This is a genomic window from Symplocastrum torsivum (assembly GCF_059505465.1).
In genome coordinates, this window is the sequence record NZ_JCACKQ010000056.1 from 13,150 (window position 1) to 34,247 (window position 21,098).

General features: G+C 46.1%; 15 protein-coding genes and 1 pseudogene. 10 read left to right on the forward strand and 6 right to left on the reverse strand.

The features are described from left to right. Window positions 1–94: 94 nt before the first annotated feature. From AC5JL3_RS18055 to rsgA, 6 genes and pseudogenes are all read left to right on the forward strand, one after another. A pseudogene (locus AC5JL3_RS18055) lies at window positions 95–367 on the forward strand (zinc ribbon domain-containing protein); the annotation flags it as partial. A gap of 478 nt (window positions 368–845) precedes the next feature. Next, window positions 846–1,658, forward strand: a complete 813-nt coding sequence (gene grpE, locus AC5JL3_RS18060) for a nucleotide exchange factor GrpE (RefSeq protein WP_496075798.1) — start codon at window positions 846–848, stop codon at window positions 1,656–1,658. A gap of 149 nt (window positions 1,659–1,807) precedes the next feature. Further along, the gene (dnaK, locus tag AC5JL3_RS18065; protein ID WP_496075799.1) at window positions 1,808–3,778 is read left to right on the forward strand and encodes a molecular chaperone DnaK; all 1,971 of its coding nucleotides are present in this window, start codon (window positions 1,808–1,810) and stop codon (window positions 3,776–3,778) included. Window positions 3,779–3,935: 157 nt separating this feature from the next. Then, complete coding sequence (gene dnaJ / locus AC5JL3_RS18070; protein ID WP_192217366.1) at window positions 3,936–5,057, forward strand: molecular chaperone DnaJ; 1,122 nt, start codon at window positions 3,936–3,938, stop codon at window positions 5,055–5,057. Further along, window positions 5,054–5,323, forward strand: coding sequence for a sulfurtransferase TusA family protein (locus tag AC5JL3_RS18075; protein WP_496075800.1), 270 nt, complete (start codon window positions 5,054–5,056; stop codon window positions 5,321–5,323). Before dnaJ ends, AC5JL3_RS18075 begins: the two co-directional genes overlap by 4 nt. Further along, complete coding sequence (gene rsgA / locus AC5JL3_RS18080) at window positions 5,320–6,471, forward strand: small ribosomal subunit biogenesis GTPase RsgA (protein ID WP_496075801.1); 1,152 nt, start codon at window positions 5,320–5,322, stop codon at window positions 6,469–6,471. The genes AC5JL3_RS18075 and rsgA overlap by 4 nt, the downstream gene beginning before the upstream one ends. Window positions 6,472–6,477: 6 nt before the next feature. On the opposite strand, the gene AC5JL3_RS18085 is transcribed toward rsgA, so the two are convergent. Both AC5JL3_RS18085 and AC5JL3_RS18090 read right to left on the reverse strand, forming a co-directional pair. Next, entirely contained in the window at window positions 6,478–7,365 is an 888-nt protein-coding gene (locus tag AC5JL3_RS18085; RefSeq protein WP_496075802.1) for an alpha/beta fold hydrolase, read from the reverse strand. 3 nt (window positions 7,366–7,368) lie between these two features. Further along, on the reverse strand, window positions 7,369–8,175 hold the full coding sequence (locus tag AC5JL3_RS18090) for a YdcF family protein (RefSeq protein ID WP_496075803.1): 807 nt from the start codon (window positions 8,173–8,175) through the stop codon (window positions 7,369–7,371). Window positions 8,176–8,676: 501 nt separating this feature from the next. Here AC5JL3_RS18090 and treZ point away from each other — a divergent pair. After that, window positions 8,677–10,506 (forward strand): malto-oligosyltrehalose trehalohydrolase, encoded by a 1,830-nt coding sequence (gene treZ, locus AC5JL3_RS18095; protein WP_496075804.1) that lies wholly within the window; start codon window positions 8,677–8,679, stop codon window positions 10,504–10,506. Between the two features lie 322 nt (window positions 10,507–10,828). Continuing rightward, window positions 10,829–13,648, forward strand: a complete 2,820-nt coding sequence (gene treY, locus AC5JL3_RS18100; RefSeq protein ID WP_496075805.1) for a malto-oligosyltrehalose synthase — start codon at window positions 10,829–10,831, stop codon at window positions 13,646–13,648. Window positions 13,649–14,240: 592 nt separating this feature from the next. Here treY and AC5JL3_RS18105 read toward each other — a convergent pair. After that, window positions 14,241–14,957: a Crp/Fnr family transcriptional regulator gene (locus AC5JL3_RS18105; protein ID WP_496075806.1), complete on the reverse strand. Its 717-nt coding sequence runs from the start codon at window positions 14,955–14,957 to the stop codon at window positions 14,241–14,243. A gap of 243 nt (window positions 14,958–15,200) precedes the next feature. Then, window positions 15,201–15,917 carry a Crp/Fnr family transcriptional regulator gene (locus tag AC5JL3_RS18110; protein WP_496075807.1) on the reverse strand — a complete coding sequence of 239 codons (717 nt, stop codon included), beginning with the start codon at window positions 15,915–15,917 and terminating at the stop codon, window positions 15,201–15,203. Between the two features lie 545 nt (window positions 15,918–16,462). On the opposite strand from AC5JL3_RS18110, the gene AC5JL3_RS18115 reads away from it, so the two are divergent. Further along, the gene (locus AC5JL3_RS18115; RefSeq protein WP_496075808.1) at window positions 16,463–17,392 is read left to right on the forward strand and encodes a hypothetical protein; all 930 of its coding nucleotides are present in this window, start codon (window positions 16,463–16,465) and stop codon (window positions 17,390–17,392) included. 330 nt (window positions 17,393–17,722) lie between these two features. On the opposite strand, the gene AC5JL3_RS18120 is transcribed toward AC5JL3_RS18115, so the two are convergent. Further along, on the reverse strand, window positions 17,723–18,295 hold the full coding sequence (locus AC5JL3_RS18120) for a cysteine hydrolase family protein (protein ID WP_496075809.1): 573 nt from the start codon (window positions 18,293–18,295) through the stop codon (window positions 17,723–17,725). An 81-nt stretch (window positions 18,296–18,376) separates the two neighbouring features. On the opposite strand from AC5JL3_RS18120, the gene AC5JL3_RS18125 reads away from it, so the two are divergent. Then, window positions 18,377–18,577, forward strand: a complete 201-nt coding sequence (locus AC5JL3_RS18125; protein ID WP_192217377.1) for a hypothetical protein — start codon at window positions 18,377–18,379, stop codon at window positions 18,575–18,577. Window positions 18,578–18,746: 169 nt separating this feature from the next. On the opposite strand, the gene glgX is transcribed toward AC5JL3_RS18125, so the two are convergent. Next, a complete protein-coding gene (gene glgX / locus AC5JL3_RS18130) occupies window positions 18,747–20,876 on the reverse strand; it encodes a glycogen debranching protein GlgX (RefSeq protein WP_496075810.1) in 2,130 nt (709 codons plus the stop codon). Window positions 20,877–21,098: the final 222 nt, after the last annotated feature.

A 21,098-nucleotide genomic window follows, 5' to 3' on the forward strand; every position in this document is an offset into this window, starting at 1 on the left:
ATATGCTGGTATTTGAGGCAAAACTGGAAGGACTCGATGAGCAGTATCAAGCGCTGGATGAAGCAATTAGAACTGCTCGTTTCGTTCGGAATGCTTGCCTGTGGCAGTTCCGCCCCATTTCACCAGTCAAAATTGCTCTAACTGTGGTGAGGTTGTCAAAAAGACTCTTAGCACCAGAACTCATGTTTGTCCTCATTGTGGGCATACCCAAGACCGGGACTGGAACGCGGCGCGGAACATATTAGAAAAAGGACTAAGTACGGCGGGTCACGTCGGAACTAACGCCTCTGGAGAGACTGATCAATACTTGAGTGGGGAAACTCCTTCAAGCAAATCAACTCGTGGAAAGAGGAAACCCAAGGAGTGATCTTTGGAATCCCCGCACCTTGATTGTCGGGGAGGATGTCAATAGCTGTGTTAAGCTCCCCAGTCATAGCTAGGATGGCATCGGTAGAAGAATTCAGTCGTTGAGCAGGGGCTAGGAAGGCAAAACTCAAACAGCAATTGAGGTGAAAGCTGTATAGGAAGCCCAGCCGTAAACGTTAATGCTGTTTAAAAAATGTTACATTGTGTTATATGTAAACCAGGCGGAACGGTTTTACAGCCTAAACGGATAAAGTATGTAGACAAACCAGCAGGGAGTTGCTTAGAAAGTCCTGATGTCTGCCCTAAGGAAGCTGTTGGTGTTCAACCTAGGTAGGATAGGATTTGAAAGATTAGTAATCCTACCCCGCTGGGTACTGTTTCCTCAAGCTGTAACCCGAAAAAAACCGATTAGGAGTTGGGTTGCTAGTGGAAAATAATAGGCAAACAAGACCGCAATTACTAGCAGTCTTTTAATTGGGATGAGTGGAGTAATGATCGACGAAGAAAAGCAGCCAGATAACACGACACAACAGACAGATGAGCTGATGGATGACAGTTTAAAAAATCAGGGTGGAGAGTCGGCAGCCGCAGAGGTGGATTTGACTAGCCAAGTTGATTTGGAGTCACTACCCACGTTGGATGATCTAGTGGTTGACCTAGATGAAGCTTCAGTTGTAACGGAACAAGAAGAAGTTGGGGAGTCTGTGGCAGTAGAGGCAGATGGTTCAGCCTCGTCACCGGCGGAGATGGACTTAGCGATACTAGAAAGCTTGAAGCGGGAAAATGAGGCGCTTAAAGCTCAACTAGAAGAAATTTCTCAGCAAACTGAGTCCTTTAAAACGCAATCAATGCGGATTGCAGCAGATTTCGACAACTTCCGCAAGCGTACCTCGAAAGAGAAAGAAGATTTGGAGGTGCAAGTCAAGCGGAATACCATCAGTGAGTTGCTGCCAATAGTCGATAACTTTGATCGGGCGCGATCGCAAATCAAACCCCAATCGGATGGGGAAATGGCAATTCACAAAAGCTATCAGGGTGTTTATAAGCAGCTAGTAGACTGTCTCAAGCGTATTGGTGTTTCTCCGATGCGTGCAGAAGGGCAAGAGTTTGACCCGAATCTCCACGAAGCGGTGATGCGGGAACCGACAAACGAATACCCAGAAGGAGTAGTAATCGAACAGCTAATGCGAGGATACTTCATCGGCGATCGCGTGCTGCGCCATGCTATGGTCAAAGTTGCTGCGGCTGCGGAACCCGTGGTAACCTCAGAGGAAGGTATCCCAGAAACCTAGTGGCAAGCCCATTAACCGTCCTTTGGCTTCGAGCTTCAAGCATGAGTACGAGCCAGTAAATAAGGAGTGTTGAGCCAGGGTAAAATCCGGTCTTGTATTCGATTTAACGACATTCAAAAAACTCTACATAATCTTTAAGCCGAAGCACTATGGGAAAAGTCATTGGCATCGACCTAGGCACGACCAATAGTTGCGTCGCTGTTTTAGAAGGGGGTCAGCCCATCGTCATTTCCAACTCGGAAGGTGGGCGAACCACTCCGAGTATAGTGGGATTTGGCAAAGCAGACGAACGCCTAGTGGGTCAACTGGCAAAGCGGCAAGCAGTGACGAATGCCGAGAATACTGTGTATAGCATTAAGCGCTTCATCGGACGGCGGTGGGATGATACCGCGACCGAGCGAGGACGGGTACCCTATACCTGCGTCAAAGGTCGAGATGATACCGTCGATGTCCAGATTCGAGGTCGTGACTATACCCCTCAAGAAGTCTCCGCAATGATTTTGCAAAAGCTGAAAGCTGATGCAGAAAACTTTCTTGGGGAAACTGTCGAGCAAGCCGTGATTACGGTTCCGGCATACTTTACAGATGCTCAACGGCAAGCTACAAAAGATGCTGGAACAATTGCAGGTCTAGAAGTCCTGCGAATTATTAATGAACCAACAGCCGCCTCCCTGGCATACGGTCTAGACAAACAAGATCAAGAACAAACAATCTTGGTGTTTGACTTGGGTGGTGGCACCTTTGATGTTTCCGTTTTGCAACTGGGAGACGGCGTATTTGAAGTCAAGGCAACCTCTGGTAACAACCACTTGGGAGGGGATGACTTCGATAATGTGATTGTTCTCTGGATGACTGAAAACTTCAAGGACGCTGAAGGAATCGACCTGGGAAGTGACAAAATGGCACTTCAGCGCTTACGAGAAGCGGCTGAAAAAGCAAAAGTTGAAGTCTCCAGCATGGTGACAACCTCAATCAACTTGCCATTTATCACAGCCGATGAAACAGGCCCCAAGCACTTGGAGATGGAACTGTCACGAGCAAAATTTGAAGAACTGGCAAGCGAACTCATTCAGGGCACAATTGAGCCAGTGACTCAGGCGCTTAAAGACTGTGACCTCAAGCCAGAGGATATTGACCGCATTCTCTTAGTTGGTGGTTCGACCCGCATCCCAGCGGTACAGGAAGCCATCAAAAAGTTCTTTGGGGGTAAGTCTCCTGATCGTTCCGTTAACCCTGATGAAGCCGTCGCCCTAGGCGCAGCGATTCAAGGTGGTGTTTTAGGTGGCGAAGTTGAAGACTTACTGCTACTTGACGTAACCCCTCTATCGCTGGGTATTGAAACCTTAGGAGAAGTCTTCACAAAAATCACCGAGCGGAACACGACGATTCCGACCAGTAAGTCTCAGATATTTTCTACTGCAACCGATGGACAAACATCTGTAGAAATCCATGTGTTGCAGGGAGAACGGGCAATGGCAAAGGATAACAAAAGCCTGGGCAAGTTTCTGCTGACGGGTATTCCCCCAGCGCCTCGCGGTGTCCCTCAAATTGAAGTGTCCTTTGAAATTGATGTCAACGGGATTTTAAAAGTCTCAGCGGCTGATAAAGGTACAGGTAGAGAGCAAAGTATCCGGATTACCAACACAGGTGGATTGAGTGCAACTGAAGTGGAACGGATGCGGGAAGAGGCAGAAAAATTTGCTGATGCCGACCGTCGCCGTGTTCAATTAGTTGAACTCAAAAATCAAGCTGATAGCCATATCTACAGCTATGAGACGACCTTGAAGGACAACGGCAACCTAGTTCGTGAAGAACTCAAGGTGCAAGGTGAAGAGAAAAAGCAAAAGCTGCTTGCCGTGTTTAGTGATCGATCAGCTAGTGTTGAGGAAGCAAAGCAACGGCTAGACGACTTCCAACAAACTCTATTTGCGATTGGTGCTGATGTGTATGGGCAAGCTTCACGCAATGTGGATGGCGATGAGTCTACCGAACCACAGGAGGAAAGTGCAGCTCCGGAATTTAGCAACCATTCTGATGCCCCAACAGAAGAGGAAGGTTTGATTTTTGACTTTGATGATGAAACAATGACAGCTGACTACGAGCCAGTTGACGCTGATTAAGGCAAGCTTATAAAACTAGGTAGCACTCAGCTTGTTTTCTGATAGACAATGATATGGATGTATGGGTGATCGTTAGAAGCGATCCGTCGCTTTACTTCTATTACCTAACGTCCACAAGTCCGCCCCTATTCAATAACCAAACACCGATCAGCGCTTTATGGCTGACTTTTATGAGACTCTTGGCGTCTCTCGTGACGCAGACAAAGAAGAACTGAAGCAAGCTTACCGTCGCCTTGCTCGGAAGTATCATCCTGATGTCAATAAGGAAGCAGGGGCTGAAGAGCGCTTTAAGGAAATTAATCGAGCTTACGAAGTCCTTTCAGAACCAGAAACTAGGGCACGCTATGACCGCTTCGGAGAAGCTGGTGTTTCGGGCGCGGGAGCTGGCTACCCAGATTTTGGGGACATGGGCTTTGCCGATATTTTTGAAAGCTTCTTCAGCGGCTTCGGGGCTGGCATGGGTCAGCAAGGTACTCGGAGGCGTAGCGGTCCAGCGCGAGGTGATGACCTGCGACTAGACTTGAAGCTGGAATTCCGGGAAGCTGTATTTGGCGGTGAAAAGGAAATCCGGATTCCTCATTTAGAAAACTGTAACGTCTGTAGCGGGACAGGTGCTAAGGCAGGAACTCGACCGCGTACCTGCCCCACTTGTAGCGGTTCGGGACAAGTGCGTCGGGCGACCCGGACACCTTTTGGGCAATTTACTCAAGTCTCTGTATGTCCTAGCTGTAATGGTGATGGACAGGTGGTTGAGGATAAGTGCGAAAATTGTGGCGGTGCGGGTCGCAAACAAGAAACGAAAAAGCTGAAAATCACCATCCCAGCGGGAGTAGATAATGGTACTCGCCTGCGGGTTTCTAAAGAAGGAGACGCAGGGGCACGGAATGGCCCTCCTGGAGACTTGTACGTCTACTTATTTATTGAGGAAGATGCCGAGTTTCATCGGGATGGAATTAATGTTCTGTCTGAGATAAAGATCAGCTATCTGCAAGCGATTTTGGGATGTCGTCTGGAAGTCAATACAGTGGATGGTCCAGTGGAGTTAACGATTCCTCCAGGAACACAGCCAAGCACGGTTTTGACACTGGAAAATCACGGTGTACCCAAGCTAGGGAACCCAGTCAGCCGGGGCGACCATCTGATTACAATTTTGATTGATATCCCGAATCGGATTACGGCTGAAGAACGGGAACTGTTAGAGAAGCTGGCAAAAATCAAAGGCGATCGCACAGGTAAGGGTGGTCTAGAAGGCTTTTTGGGAGGGCTGTTTCGCGGATGAGTAACCCAACGGCATCGATACCAAACTCGATGCCTGATGCTCAGTTAGATTTGCGCGGGACACCTTGCCCGATTAACTTCGTGCGTACCAAACTCCGCCTGGAGCAAATGACACCAGGAGCCTTATTAGAAGTGTGGCTCGACCCTGGAGAACCAATTGAGCAGGTGCCGGATAGTTTGGCGATGGAGGGCTACTCCATTGAGGAAGTCAATGATCGCACTGACTACTTTGCCTTGAAGGTACGTCGTCCGCTTGCCTCCGCATGAGTGGTGCATCACCTGATTCTGATTTGTCCCAAGTTTCCACGCCGTTACTGGGAACAGTAGTGGCAGTGCAGGCAAATTTCTATCAGGTGCAGCTCGATTCTGGGTTAGGTGGTACTAGCCATAGTAACGAATCGCTAGATCTAAAATCTCCCTCTTCCGTTGCTACGGGAGAAACTCATAATATTCAACTACTGTGTACTCGCCGGACGCGGCTGAAGAAAATTGGTAAGCGGGTGATGGTGGGCGATCGCGTTTTGGTGGAAGAACCCGACTGGGTAGATGGACGGGGAGCGATATCAGACGTTTTACCCCGCAAAACCCTGCTAGACCGTCCCCCAGTTGCCAATGCCGAGCAAATTCTCCTGGTCTTTGCCCTCGTAGACCCTCCCTTAGACCCTTACCAACTGACTCGATTTCTGGTTAAGGCTGAGTCTACGGGGTTAGATGTCTGCTTGTGCTTGAATAAGAAGGACTTAGTACCTGATGAAGAGTTGGAAGAGTGGAGGAATCACCTCAAAGATTGGGGTTATGAACCTGTATTTATCAGCGTTCATACTCATCAGGGGGTAGAGGAACTAAGTAAGCAACTGAGCCAGAAAGTCACGATTTTGGCTGGCCCCTCTGGTGTTGGTAAATCTAGCCTCATCAATCAGCTAATTCCAAATGTTAGGCAGAGGGTGGCTGAAGTATCCGGCAAACTCAGTCGAGGGCGCCATACAACCCGTCATGTTGAACTGTTTGAGTTGCCTGGGGGTGGACTCCTGGCAGATACTCCAGGCTTTAACCAGCCTGACATTGATTGTAGTCCGGAAGAGTTAACTCAGTATTTTCCAGAAGCACGGGAGCGACTAGCTGCTAATCACTGTCACTTTAGCAACTGCCTGCATCGAGACGAACCGAATTGTGCAGTGCGGGGTGACTGGGAGCGATATGGGTATTATTTGGATTTGTTGGAAGATGCGATCGCATGGAAAGAGCATCTGAATCAACAAGCTGATCCAGAGTCAACCCTGAAGGCAAAAAATAAAGGGAAAGGACAAACTCAGTACGAACCTAAACTAGAAAGTAAGAAATATCGTCGGCTTTCCCGTCGCGCTCAACAGCAAGCACTGGATGAGATGTATAAAGACAGGGACACGGATTTGTAAATGGGCTTAATCATCTCGGAATTCTAGAATATACTTAGCGGTTATCTGAGGTTGCTCAAGGTGAGGAACGTGACCGCAATTCTGAATCCAAATCAGTTGGGAATTTGCGATCGCCTCTTTAAACTTATACGCATCACCAGTCCCTAAAATTTGGTCAGACTCTCCCCACAAAATTAGCGTCGGCTGCTTAATTTCTGACAGCTTCTCTCCAAACGAGGTGTAGCCTCCACTTTTTGTAAAAGCAATCAAAGCTTGCTGCCAACCTTGGGACTTTAAATGCAACGCTGCACACAGTTGTGCATCAACCGAGGCAAAGCTTTTGTCGTGGTAAGCATTGATGCTAATCCGTTGACGGACTTTTGGATTACTCAAAAATGCCGTAGCTAGGGCACCTAATGGTCCAAACATAAACTTACTAACATTGGGACCAGCCGTATAGCCAGCACTATCAAGTAACACCAACTTTTTTACAGCTTCTGGGTAGGCAAGCGTAAAATCAATCGCGGCTGCCCCTCCCATCGAGGCACCCACTAAAATCACAGGTTGATTAATCAGTGTTTTCCAGAAGTAATAGAAATGACTTTTAATAGCTGCTGGACTAAAGGGAATTTCTGTCAAGCGTTCTGTAAAGCCAAAACCCAACAAATCCACTGCCCAAGTTTCATTTTCAGCCGCAAGTAGTGGGAGCAAACGGCGAAACTCAAACACAGAACTGTCAAAACCATGCAGCAATAAAATTGGCGTTCCACCACTACCCTGACGCACATAGGTTGTTGTAATCGGTTGCTTACTTAGAGGCGCTGTAATGGCAATTTGCTGGATACTCTGAGCAAGAGCAATCGATGTAGACTCAGTTAGCTGAGCAATTTCAAACGGAAGAAAATCGGTAGACATAAATTAGGGAAAGCGGCGCTGCTGACCATATTGTTCAGCTTTTTGTACCAGGTTTACAAGTTCTGGATTATTCAAGTTAGGGATTCGCTGCCCCTGAAACAGTTCACGTATTCCAGACGTGATTAGGAAAAGGTATTCTCTAAACGTGAGAAAAGCTTTGTCCATAAAGGATATGTTGTTGGGCAGAGGGCTGGTATGAGGAATCACACTAAAACCCCGATCGCGGAAATCAAGAAGCGATCGCCACATATGGGGCCCATCAGTAACCAGTAGAATTTGCCGAATCCCTTGTACCTGTAAAATTGCCGCCGAGAACAAGGCATTTTCCGGTGTCGTTAACGAACAATCTTCCCCATCTAGCGAGCGCACAGGAATGCCCTTCTTCTCAAATAGCGGCAACATCCTGGCAGTATCCCCCGTACCACTCACAAAAATTAGAGGCGATCGTTTAGCTTTCCATAGTTCAGCCGCAACATCAATGCGTGGTATCCCAAGTTCTGTTCCTCTCCCCAGCACGACAATTGCTTGTACTGCTGTACCCGAATCAACTGGCAGGAAAAGAATCAGTCCTTTATCTGCCACTGCCAACAATACCAATAAAGTGGCAGTGACAGCACTTAGCAATAAAATTCCTCTAGGCTTACTGAACTGACGTTTCCAGCGTGAACGCCTAAGCAGCAAGCGCACTCCGAAAAACACCAAAAGGAGTGGTACTACTAGCAAGGGAATTTTAAGCCAATCAAACTGTCCCCAGTTCGAGAACAGAGGAAACTGGGTAAATTGGCGATCGCACAACGGTGAATCAAACATTGAAGTCAGCAGAGTTGGGTACTATTGTCAAGCTATAGTCTCTAGTCTGTTATAGCCTTCGTTTCAATCAAGGCAGTCCTTGTTTGATGACTAACACTCCAGTCTCTCCCGATAGAAAGATGTTCTACCGCTTCAAAGGGGAGAAAATCAAAACCAGGTTTACTGAACTTAATGATTACTCAAATGTAGGAAAAGTAAATATTTAGTAGAACAAACACGTATTGCGCTTTTCAATTTTCAAGCAGGAGAGCGGTAATATTTCATGCCACAACACAAGCTGTGGTTACTGAAATCGTTAATTGTAATAGCTTGAGAAACTAAAAAGCGATCGCCTATTTCCTTTGAATTGACCATTGAGTGTCTACTGATACAAATTATTTTAACGTGGGCAATTCCTTGATGTTACTCAGGCTCAATAGACACAACTTCTATTGCATTGATTTGATGTTTGTAGCTTAATCAAAAAAACTAGATGTACATTCCGAGTGGGGAGAATTAAAGATGAAAGTTGGTTCTAATTATCTTGGTGATGGTCGTTGTGAATTTACCGTTTGGGCACCTCCTCACGACGAGGTAGCTCTACAAATTGTCTCCTCTGAAGACCGTTTAATCCCTATGCAAAAGGATGAGCAGGGGTACTTTAAGGTACTAGCTGAAGGCGTTGAACCCGGAACACTTTATTTCTACAAAATAGAAGGAGACAATAGACCCGATCCTGCTTCTCATTCTCAACCTAAAGATGTACATGGACCTTCTGAGGTAGTTGATCATAGCTTCTCCGGCTGGACTGATTCGGGTTGGTCGGGTGTTCCCTTGGAGGAAATGATTATCTATGAATTGCACGTTGGCACATTCACGCCAGAAGGGACTTTTGAAGCAATTATTCCCCGCTTAGGTGAGTTAAAAGAGTTTGGGGTAAATGCGATCGAGATTATGCCTGTTGCCCAATTTCCAGGCGATCGCAACTGGGGATACGATGGCGTTTATACCTATGGGGTGCAGCATTCCTATGGTGGCCCTGAAGGATTGAAGAAACTGGTTGATGCCTGCCATCAGCAAGGTTTGTCAATCATTCTTGATGTGGTTTACAACCACTTTGGACCAGAAGGAAATTACACCAGTTTGTTTGGGCCCTACTTTACGGAGGCGTACAAAACTCCTTGGGGCGCAGCAATCAACTTTGATGATGTTCACAGCGAGGGGGTGCGGAATTATTTTATTGAAAATGCCCTGTACTGGTTCGAGAACTACCACTTTGATGCGCTGCGATTAGATGCCATCCATGCCATTTATGACTTGGGGGCAAAACACGTCTTACAAGACATGGCAGAAAAAGTTGAAGCCCTCTCCGCTTCTCTGGGTAGAAAATTTTATCTAATTGCTGAAAGCGATTTAAACGATGTTCGGGTAATTCGTGAGAAGGAATTGGGTGGACATGGGATGGATGCCCAGTGGAGTGATGACTTCCATCACGCGATTCATACAGCAATCACTGGAGAACAGACAGGATATTACAAAGATTTCGGCAAAATCGAACAGCTAGCAAAAGCCTATAAAGAAAGCTTTGTTTACTCCTGGGAATACGCTCCTCATCGTAAGAGATTCCATGGTAGCGATGCACGCGATCGCCCTGGTCATCAATTCGTCGTCTGCACCCAAAATCACGACCAAGTTGGTAATCGAATGCTAGGTGAGCGTTTAACCCATCTAGTATCCTTTGAAGGTTTAAAACTTGCGGCTGGCGCGTTGATGCTTTCTCCTTACATTCCCATGCTATTTATGGGTGAAGAGTATGGAGAAGACTCTCCTTTCCTATACTTTGTAAGCCACACAGACCCAGATTTAGTTGAGGCAGTAAGGCAGGGAAGAAAAAGAGAGTTTGCTGACTTCCATGCAGAAGGCGAATTTATCGATCCCTTTAGTCTTGATGCTTTCCAACAATCTCAACTGAAATGGGAGAAACGGCAAGAAGGTAAACACAAAGTCCTGCTAGAACTTTATCAGCATTTAATTCAATTACGCCGTACCCTACCTGCCCTGAAAAATCTCGATAAGCAAAATCTCCAAGCATCTGCTGCTGAGGAACAAAAGCTTCTAGTTCTCCGCCGTGGGAGTGGTGAGAGCCAAATCCTATGCATGATGAACTTCAATGACAAAGATGTCACTTTCCAAGAAACATCTTCAGGTGGTACTTGGCGAAAGATTTTGGATTCTTCGGATTCTAAATGGCTGGGTGCAGGTTCTACAATGCCAGATAAATTGATGCAAGAACAGGAAGTGACAATTCGTCCACAAAGTTTCGTACTCTACGAATTGGAACCCTTAGCCTAATGAATTGAAGTTGGCTCCATGTCAGTTTTGCAAGCAACAAAGCGTAGTAGATCGTTTAGGGAAAAATGCAGGGTTATCTTTAACTTCCAGTAACCTCTGTAGGGGCGCACGGCTGTGCGCCCTACTCTACTTCCTTTGAAGTTACTCATTAATAAATCTAACTTGACAACAGCATCGTAGCATTGCCAGACAAACTGAGGCAAGAACAGGACGTGACAATTAGATTCCACAGTTTTGTGTTGTACCAACTGGAATAGGGTACGTTATTAACAGACTCTACATTGACTAGCCAAAAATATTTATTAGGAGTAATCATTCAATCATGCGAATTCCCAGAGCAACTTACCGAATTCAATTTCAGTCGGAATTTAAGTTTGAGGGAGCAAAAAATATCATTGCTTATCTTGCTGAGTTAGGTATTTCTGACCTTTACGCTTCACCGATATTTAAAGCCACACCAGGCAGTACCCACGGCTATGATGTTGTTGACCCGACTCAACTGAATCCAGAATTAGGTGCGCCAGAAGATTTTGAAGCACTAACAAGTGAAATTAAGAACCATGACATGGGATGGGTGCAGGATATTGTTCCCAACCACATGGCTTATCAAAGCCAAAATACTTGGCTGATGGATGTTCTAGAAAATGGGCCTGATTCGGATTATCGTGACTACTTCGATATTGAATGGGAACACCCTTATGAAGACACTAAGGGACGAGTACTTGCCCCAATGATGGGCAGTTTTTATGGAGAAGCTTTGGAGAATGGCGAGATTCAGATCAACTATGAGGAGAATGGGTTAAGCGTTAATTACTATGCTTTGAAATTACCTGTCCGAATTGAATCGTATGGTCGGTTTATCGGTCAGAATTTAGGACAATTAGCAAGAGAGTTAGGGAAGCGCCATCCAGATTTCCTCAAGTTATTGGGTATTCTTTATCTGATAAAAAGCATACCTAACGAAACTAAAGGAAAAGAACGATATGGTCAGATAGCTTTTGTTAAAGTACTTTTGTGGGAAGTCTATACACAAAATCCGGAAGTCAAAGACTTCATTGATAGCAATGTGAAGTTTTTTAATGGAGAGAAGGGGAACCCTGATAGTTTCCATCTTCTCGATCATTTGTTACAAGAGCAGTTCTACCGCCTATCGTTTTGGAAAGTCGGTGCAGAAGAAATCAATTATCGAAGATTTTTTACTGTTAATGAACTGATTTGCATGAGGGTGCAAGAACTTAAGGTTTTTAACAAAACTCATGATTTGATAAGCCAGTTAGTTGAACAAGGTAAAATAACCGGATTAAGAATAGACCATATTGATGGACTTTATGACCCAACAGAATATCTAAAGCGGCTTCGGGAAAAAACAGGAGATGTCTACATCACTGTTGAAAAGATTTTGGAACTTGAAGAAGATTTACCTAGCGGTTGGCCGGTTCAGGGTACAAGTGGCTATGATTTTTTGAACTATGTCAATGGTATTTTCTGCAAAACTGAGAGCGAGAAACAATTCAGTGATATATACAGGAGATTCAGTAACTCTGAAACCTCTTACGAGCAGCTATTTATTGAGAAAAAACAGCTAATCGTTGAGAAGAATTTGGCGGGAGATGTAGATAATTTAGCTCAAATTCTGAAAAGAATAGCAGGTCAATCCCGATTGGGTATTGACTTTACCATGAATGGTCTGAAAAGAACCCTTTCAGAAGTATTGTGCCTTTTCCCAGTTTATCGCACCTACGTCAATGGGGATGGAATAAGTGAAGACGATCGCATTTACATCAAGGAAGCGATCGAAGAAGCAAGAGGACGAGTTCCGCTACTCTTGAACGAACTTAACTATATCGAAAAATTGCTCTTACTTGAATGGGAAGAGGGGTTAACAGAAGAACAAAAAGCTCTACGGCTTCACTTCGTGATGAGGTTCCAACAGTTGAGTGGCCCTTTGATGGCGAAAGGGATTGAGGACACGCTCTTTTATCTATATAACCGCTATCTCGCTTTGAACGAAGTGGGGGGCAATCCTGGAAAATTTGGCATCACCCTCGACGAGTTTCATGAAGTCAATCAAAAACAAAGTGCGCTTTGGCTTCACAAGATGAATGCTACTGCCACCCATGATACCAAGCGGGGGGAAGATGTCCGACCAAGGTTACATGTACTTTCAGAAATACCAGACGAATGGGAAAAACAGGTGATAACTTGGATTCAACTCAATCGTTCTAAGAAAAACGAGTTGAGGGGGAGAGCGGTTCCGGTTCCCAATGATGAATACTTCTTTTATCAGACGTTGCTTGGTTCTTATCCGTTTGATGAAAGCGAGAATGAGTCGTTCGTTGGACGGGTTAAAGACTATATGCTCAAGTCTGTAAGAGAAGCTAAGCTGCATACGGCTTGGCTACGCCCTGATAGTGATTATGAAGAAGGATTCCTTGCTTTTGTGGAGAAGGTTTTAGAGCCTTCTGACTCGAATGAGTTCATGAAGGAGTTTCTCCCGTTCCAGAAGTGGGTGGCTGGATATGGAATCTTTAACTCGCTTTCACAGGTTTTGCTGAAATATACCGCTCCTGGTGTGCCTGATACCTATCAGGGAACTGAGTTATGGGATTTGAGTATGGTAGACCCGGATAACCGTCGTCCGGTGGATTACTCGCTAAGAATCTCGTTTTTGAAGGAGATTAAGGAGAGACAAGATACCGATATTGGGAAGTTAACTGATGAGCTACTTTCTACTAAGGAAGATGGCAGGATTAAGCTGTTCCTGACTCATAAAGTTCTTCAAGCGAGAAAAGAGAATTTGGACGTTTTCCAGAAGGGAGATTATCAGCCAATTGAGGTTAGTGGAAAGTTTAAGGAACATATTGTGGCGTTCGCGAGAAGCTTTGGGGATACAACCGCGACCGGCTCTGCCGGTACGCGCAGCGTAATCGCAATTGCCCCTCGATTCTTCACTAGCTTAGTTCAGCCAGGGGAATATCCTATCGGTGAAGTCTGGGCAGATACTCAGTTACAGCTTCCACAAGGAATCCAGTCTAGCTGGCGAGATGCGATCACAGGTCAGACGATTTCTGGCACGGGTGCGATCGCTCAAATCCTGCAACACTTCCCCGTAGCCTTGCTCGTCAGCCAGCACAACCAGTAATCCTGGCTATCACTAGACCTTCACGGCGAAAGTTTCCCATTAGTTCCTCTGGGCAAGAAAAGCTAGGGAGTAATTTTTACTGGTGGGTTATTTCTGCCAAGCTGGTCTAGCGCTATCACAGTACATACCTGAAGATTGCTCTGACCGGAAGCTCCTGTCTGGACAGGGCTGATTCGTTTTCCCGAAACCCGCCCGGAGTTTAAACTCCGGGCTAATAGCTCAAGTCCATTGAAATGGACTAAGAAGTACTCTGTTTCTTGGAGTCGCTTAAAACTGAGATCTTGCACCCTTCTCAACAAACCCTTATACCCGCCGTATCCTCAAGTCCACGGCTAATAGCCCAAGTCCCTTAAAATGGACTGAAATCCTTGGACAGTAAGTATTTAGTCCACTTAAGTGGACTTTTGCTGTTAGCCAGGGGTTTGAACCCCTGGCGGGTTATTGCAACTGGTGAAAGATCTCAGTTTCGGAAGTTTTGGTGAGACTACAGCGATCGCACCCCAACTCCTAACTTGCCTAGTTCACTCCTCATCTGGAACGTGACATCCTCCCAACGCTTACCCGATCAGCGTTGGGTTTCTGTCGAAACGAACTAACCGCGCCCAGTACCTAGCAACCTAGTGTACTCACCGTTGATGATTTCATAACACTCACAGGAAAAGGCTTCCAATCCTTCCCGATTCAGGATGGTAATCTTGCCACGGTTGTAGCGAATCAGTCCTGCCTTTTGAAGGGTGTTAGCTGCCTCCGTGACACCAGCACGTCGTACACCCAGCATCTGACCGATAAATTCATGAGTCAGTGGCAACTCCTTTGACTCTACACGGTCACAGACGAGCAGCAGCCAACGAGCAAGTCTCCCATCGAGCTGATGGAGGCGATTGCAGGCAACGTTTTGCGAAACGAAGGCGTGCTGTGCTTGCATATACCGCAGCAGCAGACTTTGGAATGAACCACCCCGCTGAAACTCGGTTTTTAGCAAGTTTGCCTTCATCCTCATCGCAGAGTCGGGTATCTGCACCGTTGCGGTTGTGGTGGCGATGTTGTCTCCCAAAGCGGCAGGGATACCTGCAATTCCGTCATTACCCACTAAGCAGACTTCAACCATCGAGCCATCATTCATAGTGGAGAGGGAAGAAACTATTGACCGATAGGGGAAATAGACGTATTCAATAGGTTCACCAACCTCGTAAAGGACTTGTTTAAGAGAGAGGGAGACGTGTTGTAGATGGGGAATAAGGTGTTGGTACTCTGCATCTGGCAGAGCAGCTAGCAGTCGATTGACTGCCTGGGGGAAGCTTTCAGACATCGGGTATTAGGAATCTCCTAAGGTTGAGCCGTTGCAAAAAACAACTGACGCCATCAAGAGAAGAATTTAGAGCCTAGTCCGAATGTCAAAAGGTGTCGATTGACCAGAAAATTGAAAACCTGATTTTTATATTCTAACTATTAAACATTCTCAGCCGCCTCTATCGCTTGCGATAGAGGCGGCTGAGTTTTAAGACTGCTGCCGCAGCAGTGCGATCTCGCCCCTCTATCTGACTAAGATCTCTCAACCGTTCTCAGTGCCTAGCAACCTATCGTACTCGCCTTTAATGATTCCATAACACGGACAGGAAGCAGCGTCTAATCCCTGCCGATTCAGGATGGTAATTCTGCCACGGATGTAGCGAATCAGTCCTGCCGTTTGAAGACGGTTAGCCGCCTCCGTAACACCCGCACGTCGCACACCCAGCATCTGGGAGATAAATTCCTGAGTGAGCTGCAACTCGTTTGACTCTACACGGTCACAGACGAGCAATAGCCAACGGGCAAATTTCTCATCGAGCTGATGCAAACCATTGCAGGCAGCCGTTAGCGAGGTTTGGGCGTACAGTGCTTGCGTATACCGTAGCAGCAGATTTTGCAGTGAGCCACCCTGCTGAAACTCGGTTTTAAGCAAGCTTGCCTCCATCCTCATGCCAGAGTCTTCTCGTTGCACCATTGCAGTTGTAGTCGCGATATTGTCTCCCAAAGCGGCGGGTATACCCACTATCCCCTCATTACCCACTAAACCGACTTCGACACTCGATCCTTCTTCCGGAGTGGAAACCAAAGAAACGATTGCCCGATGGGGGAAATAAACATATTCGATTAATTCACCCCTCTTGTAAAGGACTTGCTTCAGAGGGAGCGGGACGTACTCTAGATGGGGAACAAGGTGTTGGTACTCAGCATCTGGCAAAGCAGCTAGCAATCGATTCACTGCCTTGGGCGAGGGTTCAGACATTTCGTGTTAGGACTCTCCTAGAGTTGAGTCGTTGTAAAAAACAAGTGATGGCATCGGGAGAAGAATTCAGACTCTAATCCGAATGTCTAAGGTGTTGATTGACCAAAAAATTGAAACCCTACCTTTTTATAGGTTAACAGTTGACGTTCTCCGCCGCCTATACCGCTTGCGGTATAGGCGGCGGAGTCTTGAGAGTGCCTATTTCCTATATATTTTGTTCAGATATTTGTAATTATTAATACCTACTAAATTAACATAACTCTTTATTTTGATAGAAAATTAGCCTGTTCCTGAGATAGAGGGTAGAAAAATCATTAGGTGTTAACTTTTATCTAAGGGCAGTATATCGGTTCAAGATGGAATTTCTCTTAGCAGTCTAGCTGCAATCAGAGCAATGGAATCGCTCTTGTTTAGACATTTGGTTATTGCTTAATTTTTACCTGAAATCTTCAAGGTATTTGTTCCACTGGGTTATCCCTTGGGATAACGCTTGCTTATGAAGGAAATAAAAAATATTTATCTAAAATAAAAATAGCTATAAATCTATGAATAACAATCAATCTGGAGCAATTTCTCTTTTTGTAACTCAGCTTAGAAACAATATTTGGAGCCTAGGTATTCCATCTTTTATATTCGGGATTGCTGATAGAAGTATTGCTTCTCTTACTGATGGCTACTTATCTGCAATAGAACTTGTACACCTATTTACAGCTTCTTTCTTCTTTATAAGTTGGTTGTCTTTGAAGCCAGAGAAAAGCTTGAATAGTGGTGGGTTAAGGACGCTCCAGAGATACCGAACTGATTTAACTCTTTACCAGGATGAAGTATATCCCTGTACAGCTCAAGCGAGACTGCTTGAGTTGCAAGAGCAACATCTGATCAGCCAGGAATATATCTTGCCTTTTCCCTATCTCTGCCAAATTTATCATTTATTGAACCTAAAGCATCTGGAAACAATTCACAACTTTAGCCTTAATAACCTAAAAGTTATTAATGTTAGCGATTTTCAGCCGACAGACTCTGGTGGAATAATCAGATTTCAGACAATTTTAGATTCTCCCGTTAATCCTCTAAGAATTTGGCGATCACCAATTGTAGAAGTGGACTTAATTTTGCATAATCCTTATACTGTGGAACTCAGTATCCCGGTTTACGGCAACAAGCGTATAACTGTGATTTTCAATGCCCTTCCCATAAGTGACACTGAACATAGGTTATGCATAGATATTTACAGTAATCTAGGGTGGCCGAGACCCTTATTGCAAATCCTCTTGCATTTTGCTTCTTGTTTAACACTCTTTGAAGACTTGCCCTATTTACAAAAAATAGCTGAAAGAAATGTCGAGCGCTTATTCAGCTCATGTAGGGCTTCAAATCAGGAAACGATGTTGCTTTTTAAAAGATTCGTTGACCTCTATAGTTCGAGAATAAAACCGTCTCAACCCATGAAGGTTATTGAAGCAGCAGAGGCGTAACTTAAAGCCGCCCTGGTACGCTTTGCAAAAACATTGGGACGTATCTCAGCCTCAAATCTTGCACTAATCCTCACATCCGCCGGGGAATGAATTCCCCGTCTCATAGCAAAAGTCCACTTAAGTAGACTAAAAAGTAGACTCCTAGTGCAGTAGGGCAGAAATAACAGACCAGTAAAAGCGCCCTATCTCTCCATCATTAGGCGAAGTGGTCAGAAACTTGTGCTTTGATGCACTAGTCCACTTAAGTGGACTTGATCTGTTAGACAGGGACTTGAGTCCCTGGCGGCGAATCGGGCAAGTGAAAGATTTCAATATCACCCAACAATCCTCCTAACTTGGTGCAGCGAGGAACCCCTCAGAAAGCCCCGCTTCACGCAGACGGTTGGCACCAATATTTCTACTGAGTACTGCTAGCCCTGCCAAGTGTGCTTGCAATCCCGCCGTACTAGCGCAGCAATCAGTAAGAATGAGCGGTTCAATGCCAATGTCAAAAACATCCATTGCTATCTTCAACACGCACATATCAGTATCAATACCAACCAGGAAAAGCCGTTCGATACGCTGTTCGCGAAGGTAGGAAGTGAGTTCATCTGGCATCCCGCACAACCCCCGTTTAGAAAATACTCGTTCTGGTTTTACCCAAGGTTCTAGTTCTGGGGCAATGTGAATTTCTGGTTCACTGTCGCAGCTATGCCAATCGAGAAGTTGTTGGTAGGGGCCATCTGGGGTATTGATGAACCGCGTAAAAAGGATGGGTGCATACTCTTGGCGCTGGATTAAACGGGCAACTCGTTGTGGGATGTGATGGGTAAATTCGTTGATGAAACCCACTTGCACATCAACAATGATTAATGGCTCGGACATTGGAAAAGCGATCGCAAACACAGAAGTGGATAAATTCAAGCTCAGTCTCAGGATAGGGTATTCCTCACAACAGGAAATCTAAGCTGAGGTATATTCAGTTACTAATTTGAGGATAAACTCATGCCTGGTGGTCATGCTAGCCATAAAGGGTCTTCCATAAAACCCAATACCAATGCTGAGGGTGTAATTAATTCTACGGATGATGCTCCAGTAGACATTCCTGATATTGTTACCCAAAGTAGCACTCCAACCCGACCCGATGAAGCTCCGGAGAATGTGGCTGCTACTCAACGTCCTGAAGACAACAACGAGCAAGAGTGAACGACCTAACCCAAAGTAGGGTTAAGTAGGCTAAAAGACGTTTCACCTGCAACTGTTCCATATTCCCAAAAGAATCCCACCCCTTTAAGAGGTGGGATTTTCAATAGTATCCTTTGTCAGGTTGTCGCTTCCAACCGCTGAGCCGACCGTAAGTTGGTAGCAATACGATCTAAGCAGTACGACGTAGCACTACAACCGATCGCCCTGTCACTAGCACCGCTTGAGAGCCTGTGTAAACCTTCTCCTCTTTGACGAAGCGAGGCTCCTTGGTGTCAATCACAACAGACCACTCCTTCGTAGATAGCCCATCGGGTAAGGCAAACTCGATCGTTTCATAGTGGGCGTTAAAGAACAGGAGAAAACTATCATCGCTGACGCGCTGACCTTGGGGGCCGGGACTGGGAATTTGACCTCCATCCAAGAACACCCCAATCGACTTGGCATAACCAACCTCCCACTCCTCGTCAGTCATATCGCTGCCATCGGGATTGAACCAAGCGATATCACTAATGGCTTTTCCGTGAATTGCTTGACCTTGGAACCACTTGCGTCGCCGAAATACCGGATGCTGACGGCGGAAGTAGATGAGTTCGCGGGTGAAATTCAACAGCTCATCATTTCCCTCAACCAAGTCCCAGTCGAACCAGGAGATCTCTGAATCCTGGCAGTAGCCATTATTGTTGCCCTTTTGGCTGCGCCCCATTTCATCTCCCCCCAGCAACATCGGGATGCCTTGGGACAGGATTAGGGTAGTGAGCATATTTCGCCGTTGTTGCTCCCGCAACCGCAGCACTTCTGGGTCATCAGTTTCACCTTCCGCGCCACAATTCCAAGAACGGTTGTGGCTTTCACCGTCCATGCTGTTTTCCCCATTCGCCTCGTTGTGCTTTTCGTTGTAGCTAACCAAGTCGTTCAGGGTGAAACCATCGTGAGCAGTGATGAAGTTGATACTTGCATTGGGTTGCCGTCCATTCGTCTGAAAATACAGGTCAGGACTGCCCGTGAAACGGTAAGCAAATTCCCCTAATCCACTCTCCTCGCCGCGCCAGTAGTCCCGCATGGTATCGCGATACTTACCATTCCACTCCGACCAGAGGACTGGGAAGTTCCCAACTTGATAGCCACCTTCTCCAATGTCCCAAGGTTCAGCAATCAGCTTCACACCTGCTAAGGTTGGGTCTTGGTGAATGATGTCAAAGAATGCTGCCAGACTATCCACTTCATAGAGTTCTCGCGCCAACGCTGAGGCTAAATCAAAGCGGAAGCCATCGACGTGCATGTGCGTCACCCAATAGCGCAGACTATCCATGATTAGCTTCAGGACTTGGGCATGGCGCACGTTTAGGGAGTTGCCGCAGCCTGTATAGTCCATGTAGTAACGGGGATCGTCTTCTACCAGACGGTAGTAAGTGGCATTGTCGATGCCTCGCAGAGTCAGATTTGGACCCTGATGATTGCCTTCGCCCGTGTGGTTGTAGACGACATCCAGAATCACCTCAATCCCAGCACTGTGCAACGCCTTGACCAACTGCTTGAACTCATTAACCTGTCCTCCCAGAGTCCCACTGGCACTGTAGCCGGAGAAGGGAGCAAAGTAGTTGATGGAATCGTAGCCCCAGTAATTTTTTAGTCCCTTGTCAACTAGATGTCCGGGTTGGGACAAGTAGTGATGAATCGGCATCAGCTCAACCGCTGTGATTCCTAGCCTCTGAAGATGTGCGATCGCAGCAGGGTGTGCCATTCCTGCATAAGTCCCCCGCAGGTTTTCCGGGATATCCGGGTGCAGCTTAGTAAAACCCTTGACGTGAGTCTCATAAATAACCGTTTCATGCCAGGGGATTCGCAGCAGCTTGTCACCACCCCAATCAAAGGACTCATCCACAACAACAGACTTTGGAACCAGATGGGCATCATCTAGATCAGAAAATGATAGATCTTCTTCAGGTGAATCCCAAGAGTAGGCAAACAGTTCCGGACCATTGCCAACTTCGCCATCAATTGCCTTGCCATAGGGGTCAATCAGCAGTTTGTTGGGGTTGAAGCGATGACCCTCCTGGGGTGCCCACGGCCCATGCACGCGGAACCCATAGCGTTGACCGGGACTGATCCCAGGCAGATAGCCGTGCCAGACAAAGTTGCTGACCTCAGTCAACTCTACCCGTGTCTCTTTGTCCTCTCTATCAAATAAACAAAGCTCGACACCTGTGGCATTTTCCGAGTACAACGCAAAGTTTGTACCTTTGCCATCCCAGTCCGATCCTAAGGGATAAACTCTACCAGGCCAGAGTGCTATATGCATACATGAATCTCCCATAAAAACCAATATTCAGCCAGAATCAACTCCCCGCTTTGAGGAGTTGATAAAACAAAAATAGTTTCCAAGCGTAACCTGATAATAATTGCTCTTGTTTTTAATGCTTGGAGACTCTTAGAATAGGTTTGAAGAGTAGCCTACTAGATAGCTTTTTAGGGTATCAATGGCTTTTCAATACGAAAGACAAATTTTCTCTTTCACAGTGCT